The 17,597-nt window shown below is 71.1% G+C and carries 18 protein-coding genes; 6 read left to right on the forward strand and 12 right to left on the reverse strand.

All coding sequences use genetic code 11. From position 1 onward, the window contains the following. The first annotated feature begins 20 nt into the window (after positions 1–20). Positions 21–1,292 (forward strand): tyrosine--tRNA ligase, encoded by a 1,272-nt coding sequence (tyrS, locus tag J7E93_RS19845; protein WP_215071248.1) that lies wholly within the window; start codon positions 21–23, stop codon positions 1,290–1,292. A 162-nt stretch (positions 1,293–1,454) separates the two neighbouring features. Here tyrS and J7E93_RS19850 read toward each other — a convergent pair whose 3' ends face one another. Further along, on the reverse strand, positions 1,455–1,730 hold the full coding sequence (locus tag J7E93_RS19850; RefSeq protein WP_215071284.1) for a GlsB/YeaQ/YmgE family stress response membrane protein: 276 nt from the start codon (positions 1,728–1,730) through the stop codon (positions 1,455–1,457). Positions 1,731–1,910: 180 nt separating this feature from the next. Here J7E93_RS19850 and J7E93_RS19855 point away from each other — a divergent pair, with 180 nt between their 5' ends. Together J7E93_RS19855 and J7E93_RS19860 are read left to right on the forward strand one after the other, a co-directional pair. After that, on the forward strand, positions 1,911–2,267 hold the full coding sequence (locus J7E93_RS19855) for a DUF3099 domain-containing protein (protein WP_215071249.1): 357 nt from the start codon (positions 1,911–1,913) through the stop codon (positions 2,265–2,267). 193 nt (positions 2,268–2,460) lie between these two features. Continuing rightward, positions 2,461–2,679, forward strand: a complete 219-nt coding sequence (locus J7E93_RS19860) for a hypothetical protein (RefSeq protein WP_215071250.1) — start codon at positions 2,461–2,463, stop codon at positions 2,677–2,679. On the opposite strand, the gene moaA is transcribed toward J7E93_RS19860, so the two are convergent. The 3 genes from moaA to J7E93_RS19875 all read right to left on the reverse strand — a co-directional run bounded on the left by moaA (position 2,662) and on the right by J7E93_RS19875 (position 5,820). Then, on the reverse strand, positions 2,662–3,663 hold the full coding sequence (gene moaA / locus J7E93_RS19865) for a GTP 3',8-cyclase MoaA (RefSeq protein ID WP_215071251.1): 1,002 nt from the start codon (positions 3,661–3,663) through the stop codon (positions 2,662–2,664). The genes J7E93_RS19860 and moaA overlap by 18 nt on opposite strands. 160 nt (positions 3,664–3,823) lie before the next feature. Further along, a complete protein-coding gene (locus J7E93_RS19870; RefSeq protein ID WP_215071252.1) occupies positions 3,824–5,449 on the reverse strand; it encodes a cation acetate symporter in 1,626 nt (541 codons plus the stop codon). Next, entirely contained in the window at positions 5,446–5,820 is a 375-nt protein-coding gene (locus tag J7E93_RS19875; protein ID WP_215071253.1) for a DUF485 domain-containing protein, read from the reverse strand. Before J7E93_RS19875 ends, J7E93_RS19870 begins: the two co-directional genes overlap by 4 nt. A 307-nt stretch (positions 5,821–6,127) precedes the next feature. On the opposite strand from J7E93_RS19875, the gene J7E93_RS19880 reads away from it, so the two are divergent. Together J7E93_RS19880 and J7E93_RS19885 are read left to right on the forward strand one after the other, a co-directional pair. Further along, a complete protein-coding gene (locus J7E93_RS19880) occupies positions 6,128–7,666 on the forward strand; it encodes a S8 family serine peptidase (protein WP_215071254.1) in 1,539 nt (512 codons plus the stop codon). A gap of 75 nt (positions 7,667–7,741) precedes the next feature. After that, positions 7,742–9,043: a CoA transferase gene (locus J7E93_RS19885; protein ID WP_215071255.1), complete on the forward strand. Its 1,302-nt coding sequence runs from the start codon at positions 7,742–7,744 to the stop codon at positions 9,041–9,043. A 33-nt stretch (positions 9,044–9,076) separates the two neighbouring features. Here the strand turns inward: J7E93_RS19885 and J7E93_RS19890 are convergent, their stop codons facing one another. From J7E93_RS19890 to J7E93_RS19925, 8 genes are all read right to left on the reverse strand, one after another. Beyond that, complete coding sequence (locus J7E93_RS19890) at positions 9,077–10,120, reverse strand: zinc-dependent alcohol dehydrogenase family protein (protein WP_215071256.1); 1,044 nt, start codon at positions 10,118–10,120, stop codon at positions 9,077–9,079. 18 nt (positions 10,121–10,138) lie between these two features. After that, the gene (locus J7E93_RS19895) at positions 10,139–10,807 is read right to left on the reverse strand and encodes a lysoplasmalogenase (RefSeq protein ID WP_308368724.1); all 669 of its coding nucleotides are present in this window, start codon (positions 10,805–10,807) and stop codon (positions 10,139–10,141) included. Further along, on the reverse strand, positions 10,804–11,682 hold the full coding sequence (locus J7E93_RS19900) for a sterol desaturase family protein (protein ID WP_215071258.1): 879 nt from the start codon (positions 11,680–11,682) through the stop codon (positions 10,804–10,806). Before J7E93_RS19900 ends, J7E93_RS19895 begins: the two co-directional genes overlap by 4 nt. 118 nt (positions 11,683–11,800) lie before the next feature. Further along, on the reverse strand, positions 11,801–12,514 hold the full coding sequence (locus tag J7E93_RS19905; RefSeq protein WP_215071259.1) for a VIT family protein: 714 nt from the start codon (positions 12,512–12,514) through the stop codon (positions 11,801–11,803). A gap of 24 nt (positions 12,515–12,538) precedes the next feature. Continuing rightward, a complete protein-coding gene (locus J7E93_RS19910; RefSeq protein WP_215071260.1) occupies positions 12,539–13,762 on the reverse strand; it encodes an amidohydrolase family protein in 1,224 nt (407 codons plus the stop codon). Further along, positions 13,762–15,051, reverse strand: a complete 1,290-nt coding sequence (locus J7E93_RS19915) for an amidohydrolase family protein (protein WP_215071261.1) — start codon at positions 15,049–15,051, stop codon at positions 13,762–13,764. The genes J7E93_RS19910 and J7E93_RS19915 overlap by 1 nt, the downstream gene beginning before the upstream one ends. An 11-nt stretch (positions 15,052–15,062) precedes the next feature. After that, on the reverse strand, positions 15,063–15,947 hold the full coding sequence (locus J7E93_RS19920) for an SDR family NAD(P)-dependent oxidoreductase (protein WP_215071262.1): 885 nt from the start codon (positions 15,945–15,947) through the stop codon (positions 15,063–15,065). Then, the gene (locus J7E93_RS19925) at positions 15,947–16,756 is read right to left on the reverse strand and encodes an acetoacetate decarboxylase family protein (RefSeq protein WP_215071263.1); all 810 of its coding nucleotides are present in this window, start codon (positions 16,754–16,756) and stop codon (positions 15,947–15,949) included. The genes J7E93_RS19920 and J7E93_RS19925 overlap by 1 nt, the downstream gene beginning before the upstream one ends. A gap of 96 nt (positions 16,757–16,852) precedes the next feature. On the opposite strand from J7E93_RS19925, the gene J7E93_RS19930 reads away from it, so the two are divergent. Further along, positions 16,853–17,509: a TetR/AcrR family transcriptional regulator gene (locus tag J7E93_RS19930; RefSeq protein ID WP_215071264.1), complete on the forward strand. Its 657-nt coding sequence runs from the start codon at positions 16,853–16,855 to the stop codon at positions 17,507–17,509. The last annotated feature ends 88 nt before the right edge of the window (positions 17,510–17,597 follow it).

Raw genomic sequence — 17,597 nt, forward strand, 5'->3', positions numbered from 1 at the left:
AATCAAGGAGACCGAAGATCGTGACGGACATCGTCGACGAGCTGAAGTGGCGTGGGCTCTTCGCCCAGTCCACCGACGAGGACGCATTGCGCAAGGCTCTCGCGGACGGTCCCGTCACGTTCTATTGCGGTTTCGACCCGACCGCGGCCAGTCTCCACGTCGGTCACCTGGTCCAGGTGCTCACCGTCCGCCGGCTCCAGCAGGCCGGTCACCGGCCGCTGGCGCTGGTCGGCGGGGCCACCGGTCAGATCGGTGACCCGCGGCCGACGGCCGAGCGCACCCTGAACGACCCGGAGACGGTCGCGAACTGGGTGAACCGGCTGCGCACCCAGATCGAGCCGTTCCTCTCCTTCGAGGGGGAGAACGCGGCGGTCATGGTGAACAACCTGGACTGGACCGCCGGGATGTCGGCGATCGAGTTCCTCCGGGACATCGGCAAGCACTTCCGGGTCAACAAGATGCTGACCAAGGACTCGGTGGCCCGGCGGCTGGAGTCCGAGCAGGGCATAAGCTACACCGAGTTCAGTTACCAGCTGCTGCAGGGCATGGACTTCCTGGAGCTGTACCGCCGCTACGGCTGCGTGCTGCAGCAGGGCGGCAGCGACCAGTGGGGCAACCTCACGGCCGGCCTGGACCTGATCCACCGTCTGGAGCCGGACGCGGTCGTGCACGCGCTGGCGACGCCGCTGATGACGAAGGCGGACGGGACCAAGTTCGGCAAGACCGAGGGCGGGGCCGTCTGGCTCGACCCGGAGATGACCACGCCGTACGCGTTCTACCAGTTCTGGCTGAACGTGGACGACCGGGACATCACGAAGTACATGCGGATCCTGTCCTTCAAGTCCGTCGCGGAGCTGGAGGAGCTGGAGAAGGTCACCGCCGAGCGGCCGCAGGCCCGTACGGCTCAGCGGGCGCTGGCCGAGGAGCTGACGACGCTGGTGCACGGCGCCGAGCAGTGCGCGGCCGTCATCAACGCCTCCAAGGCGCTGTTCGGGCAGGGCGACCTGGCCGAGCTGGACGCGCCCACGCTGGCCGCCGCGCTCTCCGAGCTGCCGCACGCGCGCGTGGCGGAGCTCGGGCAGGTCGTGGACCTCTTCACCGAGGTCGGTCTTGCACCGAGCAGATCGGCGGCGCGGCGGACGGTGAAGGAGGGCGGTGCCTACGTGAACAACGTGAAGGTCACCGCCGAGGACGCCGAGGTGTCGGCGGACGAGCTGCTGCACGGCCGCTGGCTGGTGCTGCGCCGGGGCAAGAAGAACCTGGCGGCGATCGAGGTCGGCGCCGAGGGCTGACGCCCGAAGCACGACGGCACGACGGCACGACGGCACGACAGGCACGACGGCGACAGGCAAGGGCATGACAGGCAGGACATGACGGAGGCCTGGTACGCGCGTGGCGCGCGTACCGGGCCTCCGTTCCGCCGTCGGGGCTGTCCTCCGGGCTCCCGCCCGGTGTCACGCTCGCTGTCTGTTGCCTCTGATCGAGGCCCAGAGCATGTCGCCGACGCCCACCACGGCGACCGCGCCGATGAGTTGGAGCAGGTGCCGTGTCCAGTCGATTCCCTTGGTGTCGTTGACTCCGATCCAGGTCGCGACGGCATTGCCGAGCACGCTGCCGAGAATTCCGAATACGGTCGTCAGCCACAGGGGGATCTGCTGCTTCCCCGGAATGATCGCCTTGGCGATCAGGCCGAGTACCAAGCCCCAGATGATCGCCCACAACCAACTCATGATCGCCTCCTCATGCGGCGCAATCTGCGCATGTGGCCCCAGTCTCGGCCCGACGGCGATACTGCGCATGTCGGACGGACCCATACGTGACCCGGGCTCCTCCGCCTCGTACGTCGGGCGTACCGTGGAGACAGGTCCGGATCGGGGAGTGTCCGGCGTGGACGCTGGTGGTGGATTGTGATGCGGAGGCATGACGAGACCGAGGTCTTCCGGATCACCGGGGCCCGTCAGGGCCTGACCGACGATGTGCGCGGCCGGCAGCGGCGGTACGTGATCTCGATGACGGTACGGACCCTGGCGGTGATCGCCGCGGCCACTCTGTGGAACGTCGAGCGGCATGTGGCCATCGTGGCGCTGGTGCTCGGTGGAGTGCTGCCCTACATCGCTGTCGTCATCGCGAACGCGGGGCGGGAGAAATCGCCGTCCCTTCCCTCCACGTTCGTACCGGCGGCGACGCATCCGGAGCTCCCTGTCGGGGAGGCCTCCACGAAGGCCCGCACGGAAGCCCACGAGGAGCATCCGTCCGGACAGAGTTGATCATCCACGCCTTCGGAAAGCTCAAGAAAAGCTCAGATCAATCATGAAGTTCCGGTGCACCACACCCCATTCCCCGTGACATACTTCCTACGCGCTCCGCATCCCCCGTCGGAGCGACGGACCGACGCCGGGCAGCTCCCCCCGTGGCTGCTCGGCGTCGCCCTTGTTGGGACAATGAACCGTGATCAATCCGGTGAGCGACGAAACCCCCATCTGTTCCGCCAAGGGCTGCCGTGCCGACGCGGTGTGGGTACTGGCGTGGAACAACCCCAAGCTGCACACCCCGGAGCGGCGCAAGACCTGGCTCGCCTGCGAGGAGCACCGCGAGCACCTCTCGCAGTTCCTCGGGGTACGAGGATTCCTCAAGGACGTCGTCCCGCTCGCGGAGTGGGACTCAGCCGCCGATCGCTGACATCGGGCGCTCCGGCTGGAGGAAGCTCGGGTCGTCCAGACCGGAACCGGCCTTCTTCCCCCACATCGCCAGCTTCCAGATCCGGGCGATCTCCGCGTCAGACGCCTCGCTCGGCTCCGCCGCGCGCAGCGCGGCCCGCAGATCGGTCTCCTCGGTGGCGAAGAGGCAGGTGCGGACCTGGCCGTCCGCGGTGAGGCGGGTCCGGTCGCAGGCCCGGCAGAACGGGCGGGTGACCGAGGCGATGACACCGACGGTGTGCGGTCCGCCGTCGACCACCCAGCGCTCGGCGGGTGCCGAACCGCGCTCGTCGGCGCCCTCGGCGGTCAGGGTGAAGCGGGTCCGCAGCGACTCGAGGATGTCCCCCGCGGTGATCATGCCGTCACGCTTCCAGCCGTGCTGGGCGTCGAGCGGCATCTGCTCGATGAAGCGCAGCTCGTAGGCGTTCTCCACCGCCCAGGCCAGCAGGTCGGGGGCCTCGTCGTCGTTGAGCCCGGGCATCAGGACCGCGTTGACCTTGACCGGGGTGAGGCCGGCCTCGCGGGCGGCGGCCATGCCGTCGAGGACGTCGTGGTGGCGGTCCCGGCGCGTCAGGGTCTTGAAGACGTCGGGCCGCAGGGTGTCGAGGGAGACATTGACCCGGTCGAGGCCGGCGGCCTTCAGGGCGGCCGCGGTGCGCTTGAGCCCGATGCCGTTGGTGGTCAGGGACATCTTGGGGCGGGGCTCCAGAGCCGCGCACCGCTCGACGATCCCGACCAGCCCCGGGCGGAGCAGGGGCTCGCCACCGGTGAAGCGGACCTCGGTGACGCCGAGGTCGGTGACCGCGATCCGTACCAGCCGGACGATCTCGTCGTCGGTGAGCAGATCGGGCTTGGCCAGCCACTGCAGGCCCTCCTCGGGCATGCAGTACGTACAGCGCAGGTTGCATCGGTCCGTGAGCGAAACACGCAGGTCGGTGGCGACCCGGCCGTAGGTGTCGATGAGCACTGTGGGCCCCCTCCCCCATCTCGCGGATGGCGACTTGGTATGTACCCGAGCCTACGTGAGCGCGCCGACAACGAGCACGGACGATTGTCACGAGGACCGACGCGGCCGCGTCGTAGAACTCTACGACGCGGCCGTCCGGCGATTGCCTACCGTATACGGTTCAGTGCGCTCCGACACCGGTCAGGGACTTGACCTCGAGTTCCGCGTACTTGCCCTTGTCCGGTTCCTCCTTCGACAGGAGCGAGCCGAGCCAGCCGAGCAGGAAGCCCAGCGGGATGGAGACCAGGCCCGGGTTCTCCAGGGGGAACCAGTAGAAGTCCACGGTCTTGAACATCGAGGTGGGCTTGCCGGAGACGACCGGCGAGAACAGCACCAGGACGACCGAGGAGATCAGACCGCCGTAGATCGACCAGAGCGCGCCCTGGGTGGTGAACCGCTTCCAGAAGAGGCTGTAGAGGATCGTCGGCAGGTTGGCGGAGGCGGCGACCGCGAAGGCGAGGGCGACCAGTCCGGCGACGTTGAGGTCGCGGGCGAGCGCGCCCAGCGCGATGGAGACGATGCCGATGAGGACGGTCGCCCAGCGGGCGGCGCGCACCTCCTCCTTCTCGGTGGCCTTTCCGCGCCGGATGACGTTGGCGTAGATGTCGTGCGCGAAGGAGGAGGACGAGGCCAGGGTCAGTCCGGCGACCACGGCGAGGATGGTGGCGAAGGCGACGGCGGAGATGACCGCGAGCAGGATCGCTCCGCCGGTCGATTCGGCGCCGCCGCCGATCTCCAGGGCCGCCAGGGGCGCGGCCGTGTTGCCCGCCTTGTTGGAGGCGACGATGTCGCTGTTCTTGAGCAGGGCCGCGGCGCCGAAGCCCAGCACGATCGTCATCAGGTAGAAGGCGCCGATGATGCCGATGGCCCAGTTGACCGACTTCCGGGCGGCCTTGGCGGTCGGCACCGTGTAGAAGCGGATCAGGATGTGGGGCAGGCCGGCGGTGCCGAGGACGAGCGCGATACCGAGCGAGATGAAGTCCAGTTTCGAGATGCTGGAGACGCCGTACTTGAGGCCGGGCTCCAGGAACGCCGAGCCCTTGCCGCTGTTGGTGGCCGCGGCCCCGAGCAGGTCGGAGAGGTTGAAGTTGAACTTCAGCAGGATGAGGAAGGTGATCAGGAGCGTGCCCGCGATGAGTAGGACGGCCTTGACCATCTGCACCCAGGTGGTGCCCTTCATGCCGCCGATGGTGACGTACACGATCATCAGCACGCCGACCAGGGCGACGATGGCGACCTTGCCGCCGTCGCTGGTGATGCCGAGGAGCAGCGAGACGAGCACGCCCGCGCCGGCCATCTGCGCGAGCAGGTAGAAGATCGACACGACGATGGTGGAGGTGCCGGCGGCGGTACGGACGGGGCGCTGGCGCATCCGGTAGGCGAGGACGTCGCCCATGGTGAAGCGGCCGGAGTTGCGCAGCGGCTCGGCGACCAGGAGGAGGGCGACCAGCCAGGCGACCAGGAAGCCGATCGAGTAGAGGAAGCCGTCGTAGCCGAAGAGCGCGATGGCGCCCGCGATGCCGAGGAAGGAAGCGGCGGACATGTAGTCGCCGGAGATCGCGAGGCCGTTCTGGAAGCCGGTGAACTGGCGGCCGCCGGCGTAGAAGTCGGCGGCGCTCTTGGTCTGGCGGCCCGCCCAGACGGTGATGAAGAGGGTGGCGACGACGAACGCGCCAAAGAGGGTGATGATCAGCGGCCGGTGCTCGCTGGTCGCGTTGCCCGCCGCCAGCAGGAGGGTGCTGTTCACGCGTCGGCCTCCATCCGGGACTTGATGGCGTCTGCCTTCGGGTCGAGGCGGTTCGCCGCGTGCCGCGAGTAGAGCCAGGCGATGAGGAAGGTGGTGGCGAACTGGCCGAGGCCGAGGACGAGCGCCACGTTGACGTTGCCGAAGAGCTTGGTGCCCATGAAGCCGCCCGCGTAGTTGGAGAGCAGCACGTACAGCAGGTACCAGGCGATGAAGGCGACCGTCAGGGGGAAGGCGAAGGAGCGGTACGTGCGGCGCAGTTCGCCGAATTCCGCACTCTCCTGCACCTCGACGAAGGCCTCGGTCGTGGGCTGGACGGGACCGGTGTCGGTCTCCGTTCCGCTTTCGGGCGGCGGCGGTGCATCGGTAGCCACGGAATCTCCTCGCGACGCGGGTGGGGTGGGCATGGACAAAAGGGGCCTCGCTGGGGGGTGGGGGACGGCGCTCCGGACGGGGCTCCGGACGGAGCTCCTCCCCTGCACAACGGCACGGAGGCCGGGGCGACGCGGTTCACCGCCCACCTTTTTCTTCCCGGGGATCTTCTGGATCTTCCTCCGGATCTGCATCAAGTCCTCTCAACTCATTGAAGGGTCGGGAAGATCAGCGATAACTTCACTCGTCATGCACCTGCCCGCGCGCAACCGGCGTTCGGGCAGTACATACGGATGATGTGGAGAACCCATGGCTCATCTGGGATCGAGACGCGGCCGAGTACTCGCTCTGCCTGCCGGTCTCGCGCTCACGGCCTCGCTCGGCTTTCTTCCCACCGGCGCATCCGCCGCGGAACTGAGCGACGCCCCCGCGACGGCCGCCGTCTCGACCGACGGCCCCAAGCTGTCGTACGTCGTGAACATCGAGGGAGGCCGCTGGACGGCCGCTTCGGTGAAGAAGGCGATCACCGCCGCCGGCGGCACTGTGGTCATCTCCTATGACCAGATAGGCGTCATAGTCGTCCACTCGCAGAACCCGGAGTTCGCGAAGACGATCCGCCAGGCCCGCGGCGTGGTGTCGGCCGGTGCGACGCGCACCGCCCCGCTCTCCGTCCAGAGCGACACCTCCGTCGGCGAGGGCGCCCAGGCGCTCACCGCGGCCGAGGCCACGGCCGCGGCGGCGGGCGCCACCGACGGGCAGGACCCGCTGGAGCCGCTGCAGTGGGACCTCCCGGCCATCAAGGCGGACAAGGCCCACCAGAAGACGCTCGGCAGCAGCAAGGTGACGGTCGGCGTCATCGACACGGGTGTCGACGACACCCACCCGGACCTGGCGCCGAACTTCGACGCCGCCGCCTCGGCGAACTGTGTGACCGGTGCCCCGGACACCACTCCCGGCTCGTGGCGCCCGAACCCGGGCGAGAGCGACCACGGCACGCATGTCGCCGGTACGATCGCCGCCGCCAAGAACGGCATCGGCGTCACCGGCGTCGCGCCGGGCGTGAAGGTCTCGGGCATCAAGGTGTCCACCTCCGCCGGCTTCTTCTACACCGAGGCCGTCGTCTGCGGCTTCGTGTGGGCGGCCGAGCACGGTGTCGACATCACGAACAACAGCTACTACACCGACCCGTGGCTGTTCGCGTGCAAGAACGACGCCGACCAGAAGGCCCTGATCGAGGCGGTCACCCGTGCCACCCGCTACGCGGAGCGCAAGGGCACCGTCAACGTCGCGGCGGCCGGCAACTCCAAGATGGACCTGGCGGCGGACGAGATCACGGACGTCACCAGCCCGAACGACACCACGCCGGTGACCCGGGTCATCGACCCCCAGGAGTGCTTCGACTACCCCTCGATGCTCCCGGGCGTGGTCACGGTCTCCGCCACGGGCGCGAAGGACCTGAAGGCCTCGTACTCCAACTACGGTCTGGGGGTCGTCGACATCGCGGCGCCCGGCGGCGACCGTACCGAGTACCAGACCCCGGACGCCCCGGCGGTCAACGGCCGCATCCTGTCGACCACGGTCAACGGGGGCTACAACTACAAGGCCGGTACGTCGATGGCCGCGCCGCACACGGCCGGCGTGCTCGCGCTGCTGAAATCGACGCACCCGCACGCGAGCCCGGCGGCGCTCAAGGCGCTGCTGTACGCGCAGGCCGACGACCGCGCCTGCACGAACCCGTACGACATCGAGGGCGACGGCAAGGTCGACGCGGTGTGCGAGGGCGGCAAGAGCAAGAACGGCTTCTACGGCGCGGGCCTCATCGACGCGCTCGACGCCGTGCGGAAGTAACACCGCACGAAGGGCCCCGGTGTGGTGCGCCACACCGGGGTCCTTTCGCGTGGCACTGAGTGCCATCATGCGGTCATGGACAACACAGTGCGTACGGGTACGGAGTTGCTGTGGTCGGCCCTGGGCGGCGATCCCGCCCTGCTCGACCGCGTGTCGTACGGCGGGCCCTCGGGGCTGCTGCCGGCCAGGCTGCCGGTGATGGAGCTGGCCCGGGCCACGGTCGCGGTCGCGGGTCTGGCCGCCGTCGAGCGGGAGGGCGCCCCCGGGCGGGTCCGGGTGGACGACGGGGCCGTCGCCACCGCGTTCGTGAGCGAGCGTCATCTGCGCGTCGACGGGCGGGCTCCGGTCAACTTCGCGCCGCTGTCCCGCTTCTGGCGCGCCTCCGACGGCTGGATCCGTACGCACGCCAACTATCCCCACCACCGGGCGGCGCTCCTCTCGGCGCTGGGGGTGCGCGGGGAGTCGGTGGAGGCCGTACAGGAGGCGATCACCGGGCGGACGGCCGTGGAGGCCGAGACGGCCGTGTACGCGGCCGGGGGGCTGGCGGTCGCGCTGCGCACGCCGGAGGAGTGGGCGGCCCACGAGCAGGGCCGGGAGGTGGCGGCGCGGCCGCTGCTGACCCGGGAGCGGCTCGACGACGCGGCCCCTCGGCGGCGCTCCGGTCCCCTGCGGGTCCTGGATCTGACCCGGGTCATCGCGGGCCCGGTCGCCACGCGCACGCTCGCCCTGCTGGGGGCGGACGTGCTCCGTGTCGATCCGCCGGGCAATCCCGAGCTGCCCGATCAGCACGCGGACACGGACTTCGGGAAGCGGACGGCGGCGCTCGACCTCGAAAGCCCCTCGGGCCGGCGCACGTTCGACGAACTCCTCGACGCGGCGGACGTGCTGGTCACCGGCTACCGTCCCGGCGCCCTGGACTGGTTCGACCTCCACCGGCCCGGTCTGGTGACCGCACAGCTCTCGGCCTGGGGCGACCACGGCCCGTGGGGCGGGCGGCGGGGCTTCGACAGCCTGGTGCAGGTGGCGACGGGGATCGCGGTGACCGAGGGCTCGGCGGAGCAGCCGGGGGCGCTGCCGGCGCAGGCCCTGGACCACGGCACGGGCTATCTGCTCGCGGCGGCGGTGCTGCGCTCCCTGACCGAGCAGGACCGGGACGGCGGCACCCGTGTCGTGCGCCTGGCCCTCGCCCGGACGGGGCACTTCCTGACGCACACGCTCCCGCGCTACGAGCCGGAGCGGTATCTGACGGAGACGGACGGCCCGCTGGGTCGGCTGCGGCACGCGCTGTCGCCGGTGGTGTACGACGGGGGCCCGGCGGGCTGGGCGCGCCCGCCGGGCGTCGCGGGCGCCGACGCGCCCGCGTGGACGACGCCGTGACCTACGGCGGGCGCGCGTGGACGACGCCGTGATCTACGGCTTGACGAGGACCTTCAGCGCGGTGCGCTCGTCCATGGCCCGGTAGCCGGCGGGGACGCCGTCGAGGCCGACGGTCAGGTCGAAGACCGGCGACGGGTCGATGGTGCCGTCGAGGACGTCGGGGAGCAGTTCGGGGATGTACGCGCGGACGGGCGCGACGCCGCCCCTGAGCGCGATGTTCCGGTCGAACATGACGGAGAGGTCGAGTCCGGTGCCGCTGCCGTGCGGGACGCCGACGTAGCCGATGGAGCCGCCGTCACGGGCGATCGCGACGGCGGTGCGCATGGACTGCTCGGTGCCGACGGCCTCGATGACGGCGTGGGCGCCCTGGCCTCCGGTGAGCTCGCGGACGGCGGCCTCGGCGGCCTCGCCGCGTTCGGCGACGACGTCGGTGGCGCCGAAGGTGCGCGCGATGTCGGTGCGGGCGGTGTGGCGGCCGAGCGCGATGATCCTCTCGGCGCCGAGGCGCTTGGCGGCGAGGACGCCGCACAGGCCGACGGCGCCGTCACCGACGACCGCGACGGTGGAGCCGGGCTGCACACCCGCGCCGAGGGCCGCGTGGTGTCCGGTGCCCATGACGTCGGAGAGCGCGAGGAGCGCGGTCAGCAGGCGGTCGTCGGAGGCCGCGTCGGCGGGAAGCCTGACGAGGGTGCCGTCGGCGAAGGGGACGCGGACGGCTTCGCCCTGGCCGCCGTCGGAGCCGACGGAGCCCCAGAAGCCGCCGCGAGGGCAGGAGGTGTGGAGACCTTCGGCGCAGTACGCGCAGGTGCCGTCGGACCAGACGAAGGGGGCGACGACGAGGTCGCCGGGGTCGAAGCCGGTGACCTCGGAACCCACTTCCTCCACGACGCCGAGGAACTCGTGGCCGATCCGCTGGCCGGGCTGCCGGGCCGACTCGCCGCGGTAGGCCCACAGGTCGCTGCCGCAGATGCAGGCGCGCAGGACCCGCAGGACGACGTCCGTGGAGTCCTTGATCACCGGGTCGGGCACGTCCTCCACGCGCATGTCGAACGGGGCGTGGATGGTGGTGGCGCGCATGGCGGGCGGTCCTTGCTGTCAGACGGTTGTACGACGTTCACCGTACTCCGCTTTCAGGACGCCCGCCGTCAGCAGGTACTGGGCGGCGATGTAGGTGAGCATGACCCAGAATTCGGGGGCGGGCAGCTGGGGCCAGTCGGCGACACCGGTCGCGATGAGGGTGTCGGAGAGCAGGAAGAGCGCTCCGCCCGCGCCGGCGGCGAGGCCGAGCGAGCTCGCGCGGTAGGCCATGGCGGTGAGCAGGAGCGAGTAGCCGGCGACGGGGACGCGGAGCTCGGCGGGGAGGTCGGGCCACAGGAGGGCGACGGTGCCGGTGAGGGCCGCGGCGTACCCGATCCCGAGCGGGACGGACGTACGCCGTCCTGCGAAGAGCGCCAGGTAGCAGACGTGTCCTGCGGCGAAGGACCCCATGCCGACGAGGAAGGCCCAGTCGGCGTCGGAGAGCAGGAAGACGTCCCCGCCCCAGCCGAGGAGGAGGGCCGCCGTGAGGAGTCGGGGGGCGCCTCGGGTCACCGCGTGGGCGGCGAGCAGCGGCATCAGCAGCGGCTTGGCGATCCGGTGGCCGAGCTCGGCCCCGGCGAGGAGGGAGACGAGGTCGACGGCGACGGCGAGGAGGAAGGCGGCGAGGAGTACGCGGGAGACGGCGGTCGCCCGGGCCGGGGCGGCAGCGACAGCGGGGCTCCTCACGCGGCGGCCTCCGGCGCGGCGGGCCCCGGGTTCTCGCGCGGCTGCGGCCCGGGCTGCCATCCGGGTCCGCCGAAGACCCGTCCGGCGCGCTCGCGCCAGCTGGTCGCGGCCCGTACGTCCCGGGCGATGGCGGCGTACTCGTGGGTGGCGACGCGCAGCGGGTTGTAGGTCTCGATGTTCTTGGTGAGCCCGAAGACGGGCTTGTCGGCCTCCCCCACCCACGAGCCGAACATCCGGTCCCAGACGATCAGGATGCCGCCGAAGTTCCGGTCCAGGTAGCCGCCCTGGGAGGCGTGGTGGACGCGGTGGTGGGAGGGCGTGTTGAGGACGTACTCGAAGGGGCGGGGCAGTTTGTCGATGCGTTCGGTGTGGATCCAGAACTGGTAGACGAGGTTGACGGAGTAGCAGAAGGCCACAGCGGCCGGGTGCACCCCGAGGGCGATCATCGGCAGGTAGAACGGCCAGGACGTCAGACTGGTCCAGGGCTGGCGCAGCGCGGTGGTGAGGTTGAACTTGCGGCTGCTGTGGTGCACGACGTGGCAGGCCCACAGGATGCGGATGACGTGGTGTCCGCGGTGCTGCCAGTAGTAGAAGAAGTCCTGGGCGAGCAGCATCAGCGGGATCGTCCACCACAGCACGGGGACGCGGAGCGGCGTGAGCTCGTAGACCGCGGTGTAGATCGCGACGATCGGGATCTTCCAGAGGAGGTCGAAGACCAGACTGCCGATCCCCATGCCGAGGCTGGTGGCGGCGTCCTTGGCCTCGTACCCGGCGGCGTCCTCGTCGGGATGGAGTCGGTAGCTGACCATCTCCACCACGGTGAGCAGCACGAACGCGGGTATGGACCACAGCACGACATCGGGCAGGTTCGGCATGCCGATGACGGTAGAGGGGGGCGTCGGGGTGCGGCTAGACGTTGTTACCAACAAGTATGCGAGACGACTTGTCAGCAGGCTTTGGCACCTTCCGACAAGACGCCTCGCCCGGGGTGTCTCAGATGCCCGCCGCGCCCAGGAGTGACCCCGCCCCGTAGGTCACCGCCATCGCCAGCGCCCCTCCTCCCACGTTCCGCAGCATCGCCCGGCCCGAGGGGGCCGCGCCCAGGCGGGCGCTCCACCAGCCGGTGAGGGCGAGGGCGGTCAGGACGGAGAGGACGGTGATCCAGAGGCGGGTCGAGGCGGGCGGGAGGACGATCGCGAGGAGGGGGAGCAGCGCGCCGGCCGTGAAGGCGAGGAAGCTGGCGGCGGCCGCGTGCCAGGGGTTGGTGAGGTCGTCGGGGTCGATACCCAGTTCCACGCGCGCGTGGGCGCGCAGCGCGTCGCGTTCGGTGAGCTGCTCGGCGGCCTCGCGGGCGACGTCCCGGGAGAGGCCGCGGGCCGACAGGAGGTCGGTCAGCTCGTCCAGTTCGGCCTCCGGTTGTTCCCGCAGTTCGCGCTTCTCCGCGGCGAGGGCGGCCTTCTCCGAGTCGCGCTGGGTGGAGACCGAGACGTACTCCCCCGCCGCCATCGACATCGAGCCGGCGAGGAGACCGGCCAGCCCCGCGGTCAGGAGCGCGGCCCGGGATTCGGTCGCGCCGGCGACGCCCACGACGAGGCCCGCGGTGGAGACGACTCCGTCGTTGGCTCCGAGCACGGCGGCCCGGAGCCAGTTGAGACGGGCGCCGAGGCCCGCGCCGTGGGCTTCGTCGTGGGCGGGGGCATCGGTCACCCCGGGAGGGTCTCACCCGGTCCGTCACCAGACACGGACCGACCCGCCCGGGGCGAAGGCGGGGCTGGTCGCGTCCGGCGGGACCTCCTTCAGGGGTTCGGCGATCTCCTCGGCGGTCGGACCGTGGACGGCGGCGAGGGAGTCCAGGAACGGCAGGTCGAAGCCGTACACGCGGGCGGCGTTGCCGCCCACCATGGCCGCGACCTCCTCCCTCGGCAGCCCCGCGTAGGCGATGCGGAGACCCTCGCGGGAGTACGGCGTGGTGCCCTCGTCGTGCGGGTAGTCGCTGCCCCACATGATCTTGTCGAGGCCGATCCGGTCGCGCAGCGGCACCTCGTGCGGGCGCATGAAGCTCGCACCGACGAAGCAGTTGTCGCGCCAGACCTCGCTGGGGCCCTTGCCCATGGCCTGAGCGAGGCCCGCCCCGAACTTGGACTCGGCGGTGGCGGCCCGCGAGGCCGCGGCGACCAGGCGGGCGTGGTAGTAGTCCAGCATCTCGATGACCCCGGGGATCCAGCCCGAGCCCTGTTCCGTCAGGACGAGCTTGAGGTCCGGGTGGCGGTGGAAGGCGCCGCCGAACACCAGGTGCCACAGCGCCCGGTGCGAGAACCAGGTCGTCTCCACCATGAACACCGCGCGGGCGGCCGGTTCGTCGCCGAGCGGCGGCGAGGCCGAGCCGCCGTGGTGGTTGACCGGGACGTCCAGCTCCGCGCAGACCGCCCAGATCGGGTCGTACGCCCGCGCGTACAGCTCGGGGACGCCGCTGCCGGGCGGGGCGCCCGGCAGCAGGATCCCGCCGGTCAGTCCGGCCTGCTTCGCCCGGCGGATCTCCCGTACCGCCTCGTCGACGTCGTTGAGGAGGATCTGCGCCACGCCCGCCCTGCGGCCCGGTGCGTCGGCGCAGAAGTCGGCCAGCCAGCGGTTGTGGGCGCGCAGCCCCGCCCACCTGAGCTCGTACTCCTCACGAGTGGGCGCGGGGGCCATCAGCGAGGCGGAAGGGAAGAAGGGCGGGATGGTGTTCGGGAAGACGACCTCCGCGACGATGCCGTCGGCCTCCAGTTCGCGCAGCCGCCGCTCGGAGTTCCAGTTGCGGTCGGCGGTGTCGGCGAGCAGGTCCTCGTACGGGTTCACATAGCCGGCCGCCCAGGCGTCGAAGTCGTCGTGGTGCCTCTTCTCCAGGTACGGCTTGTAGTCGAGGAGGTCCGCTCCGGCGTGGCAGTCCGCGGAGATGACGGTGTACCGGTCCATCAGCTCGCTCCCAGTACCGGGAAGTCGTGGTCGGTCAGCCAGTGGCGTCCGACCTCGCGCGAGCGGGCCCAGGAGGCCTCCACCGCCGACTGGTCGGGCGACTGGCCCAGTTCGGCCGGGGTCGGGCCGATCCGGCGGGCGATCGGCGCGAGCCTGCCGGTGTCGAAGCCGAAGACCTCCGCCGCCGCCAGGCCCAGGATCCGGCGGGTCTCCGCCACCGGAATGTCGTGGAAGGTGTTGCGGAGCCACGTCCGGGTGTTCGGCCAGGTTCCCTCCGGGTGCGGGAAGTCGGAGCCCCAGAGGATGTTGTCGACGCCGATCTCGTACCGCTGCGCCAGTTCTCGCCGCTTGGTGTTGGTGGCGCAGACGAAGACCTGCCGGTCCAGGTACTCGCTCGGGGGCCGCTTCAGCTCCGCGAACGGGGACAGCTTCTTGCCGCCGTGGGCGCCCAGGTAGAGCCGGTCCATGAACCACAGCAGGTTCGGCAGCCACCAGCAGCCGGACTCCGCGACGCCGAACCTCAGCCCCGGGTGGCGCTCGAAGACCCCGGACCAGAGCAGGAACCACAGCGGCCTGGCCGGCCACCAGGTCACCTCGCTGACGTAGATGCCGAGGTGGTCGCCGTACTCCTCGCGGGGCGCCGCGCCCGAGTGCGTGACCAGCGGCATCCCCGTCTCGGCCGCGGCCGCCCACACCGGGTCGTAGCGCCGGTCGTGGTACGGCGCCTTGTCGACCCACATCGAGGGGATCATCAGCGCCCCGAGGCCGGACTCCTTGACCCGGTGGATCTCGGCGACCACGCGCGAGGGCTCCGCCGTGATCGGCAGCAGCGCCACCCCGCAGTGCCGTGCCGCGTTGTCGGCGTCGCCGCCGACGAACTCGGCCAGCCACCGGTTGTGCGCCTGGGCGCCCGCCATGCCGAGGTCGGGGTCCTGGTCGCCGGAGAGGCCGAGGCCGACGCCGAAGGGGGCGGCGGTCCGGCTGTCGACGGCGTCCGCGTCGGGGAAGACGACCTCCGCCGCCACTCCGTCGCCGTCGAGTTCCTTCAGTCGCTGGGCGGTGTCCCAGCCGCCGCGCAGACCCTCCTCGTTGTCGCTGAACCACTTGTTCGCGAAGTCCTCGTTGCGCACCCCGAGCCGGGTCATCTCCTCCCGGCGGGCCTCACGCCCGGCGAGGAAGTCGTCGAAGGCGCGGTGGAAGCGGCTGTCGAGATAGGGCCGGTACCGCTCGGTGGGCAGGCCGGCGTGGCAGTCGGAGGAGACGATCAGATACGGGTCCTCATAGCTCATGGCGAAGCCCCTCAGTCGAGGATGAAGCTCTCCAGGTACGACGGATCGGCGCGGTCGAGCATCGACCGCGAGCGGGCGCGGATCTGCCGGTCGCTGTGCTCGCTGGGCGGCAGCATCCAGAACCGGTCGGCGCGGATGCCGTCGACGACGTGCTCGGCGACCTCTTCCACGGGCGTGAAGGCGACCTCGTGCCCGGCCTCCTTCATGGCCGCCTCCCACTGGTCGAGGCTGCGGTACGGGGTCCTGCGCGGCCGCTCCTTGGCGTACCGCGCGGGCCTGTTGCGGTGCGACTCCCACAGGCCGGTGCGCAGCATGTGCGGCCCGGGGAAGAGAACGGACGCGCCCACGCGCGCGTGCTCGGCCTTCAGGTGGGCGTACAGCGACTCGGTCATGGTCACGACCGCGGCCTTGGTGACGGCGTAGACGGAGGCGGTCGGCAGCGGCGCGATCCCGCCGTCGCCGGAGGAGGTGTTGACGACGTGGCCGGGCTCACCGCTCGCGATCATGCGCGGGACGAAGGCCTGGATGCCGTGGAAGACGCCCCAGACGTTGACGGCGAACGCCCACTTCCAGTCGTTGGGGTCGTGCTCCCACATGCGTCCTTCGGCGCCGGAGCCGACGCCCGCGTTGTTGCAGAGCACATGGACGGCGCCGAAGGTGTCGTACGTGGCGTCCGCGAGCGCCCGTACGGATCCGGGGTCGGATACGTCGACCGTGCGGGCGAGGATCCGGGCCCCGTCCTCCATGAGTTCCTCGGCGGCCCTGGCGAGCGCGGCCTCCTCGACGTCGCCGAGGACGACGGCGAGCCCCTCGGCGGCGAAGCGGCGGGCCATCGCGAGCCCGATGCCGCTCGCCGCGCCCGTGACGACGGCGACCTGCCCCTCGTGCAGTTCCATCACGCACTCCCCCCGGTCGATCCCTCCGGGGGCGCGTCGAGGATCTGCCGCGGGTCGTCGTAGCGCTGGTGGACGTAGGGCAGGAGGGCGTGGGCGCTGACCCGTTCCACGACCCTGCCCTTCTGGTCGGTGGTCTTCTCGCCGAGGGTGATCTCGACGATCCGGCGTACGGGGAGGTCGGCGACGGGGTCGTACATGGACTCGCGCAGCACGATGTCGCCCGTGATCCGCTCCAGCCTGCGGACCTTCTCGTGCCGGACGCAGTGGACGAGGACGGGGTCGGCGTCGAAGCCGGAGCCGTCCACGGCCGGCAGGAACTTGAAGTAGAAGTCGGTCCTCTCGGCGGGCTCGGGCAGGGGCAGCCGGCCGGAGACCGCGCCGCGCACCTCGACGAAGGCGATGCCGTGCCGGGCGAGCGAGGCGTGCACGACGAGTCCGTCGCGCTCGACGACGACCTCACCGAGCTTCTTCGGTTCTCCGAACACCTCGCGGCCGCCGACGAGGGCCCGCTCGTGGGTCATCGGCATGACCAGCGGATACCAGCCCTGCTGGTCGCCGTGTGCGGCGGCGACGGCGACCGATCCGGCGCCGAGGGGGTAGCCGGGGAGGTCGACCTGGGAGACGGTGGCGCGGACGAGGGGCCGTTCGGTGGGTTTGAGCGGGGGCGGCAGGACGGCCGCGACCACGTCCGGGTCGGTCTCCCAGACGGCGACCACTCCGGTGGACCAGATGTCGGGGAGCTTCGCGCTCTTGGTGCGAGCCGCGGTGATCTCGGCCTCGGTGCGCGCCCCGTACCGTACTCGTGCCATGACGTACCGCCCTTCAGGGATCGTCGGCCTGTAACACAGTTACACCGGCGCGGGGAAAGGGTAAAGAGGCGTGCACGCAAGGGATTTGGGGGGACGATGGCTCGTACCGCACTCAGCCGCGAAGAGGTGCTGGAGACCGCCGGGGCCCTGGTGAGGCAGCACGGCCCCGACGCCCTCACCATGCGCAGGCTCGCCGCCGAGCTCGGCACCGCGGTCACCTCGATCTACTGGCACGTGGGCAACCGCGAGTCCCTTCTCGACGCGCTGGTCGAGCGGACGGTCGCCGATCTCTCCGCGATCACCCCGCGCGGCCGCACACCGGCCGCCCGGATCGTGTCGGTGGCCCGCGCGCTCCGCCGCGAGCTGCGCGCCCGCCCGCATCTGGTGGCGATGGTCCACGAGAGGGGCCTGACGGAACGGATGTTCCTGCCCGCCCAGCGGGTCCTGGCCCATGAGGTGCACGCCGCCGGTCTGCGCGGGGCGAAGGCGGCGGAGGTGGTCCGTGCGGTGCAGTTCCAGGTCGTCGGCCATGTCCTGGTGGAACGCAACCGCGAGCGGGCCCCGGTCCAGTCCCCCGCCGAGGAGGAACTGTGGGCGGCCGCCTCCCCCGGGCCCGCCGGCTCCGACCTGGCCCTGGCCCGCGCCCTGGCGGCCCCCGTCGACACCGAGCGCCTCTTCACCACCTCCGTACGGGCCTTGGTCGACGGCCTGTTGGGGTCCCGTGGAGGAAGTGCCGGATCGCCGGATCAATAGGGTGGCACGCGCGCGTGGGGCCGTTCGGACGGCGACGTCGTGCCGGAGAGGGTGACGGGCGCCCCGTGGGTGCCCTGCGCTCCGCGGC

Origin of the sequence: Streptomyces sp. ISL-36 (assembly GCF_018614205.1) — a bacterium.
Taxonomy (GTDB): Bacteria; Actinomycetota; Actinomycetes; order Streptomycetales; family Streptomycetaceae; genus Streptomyces.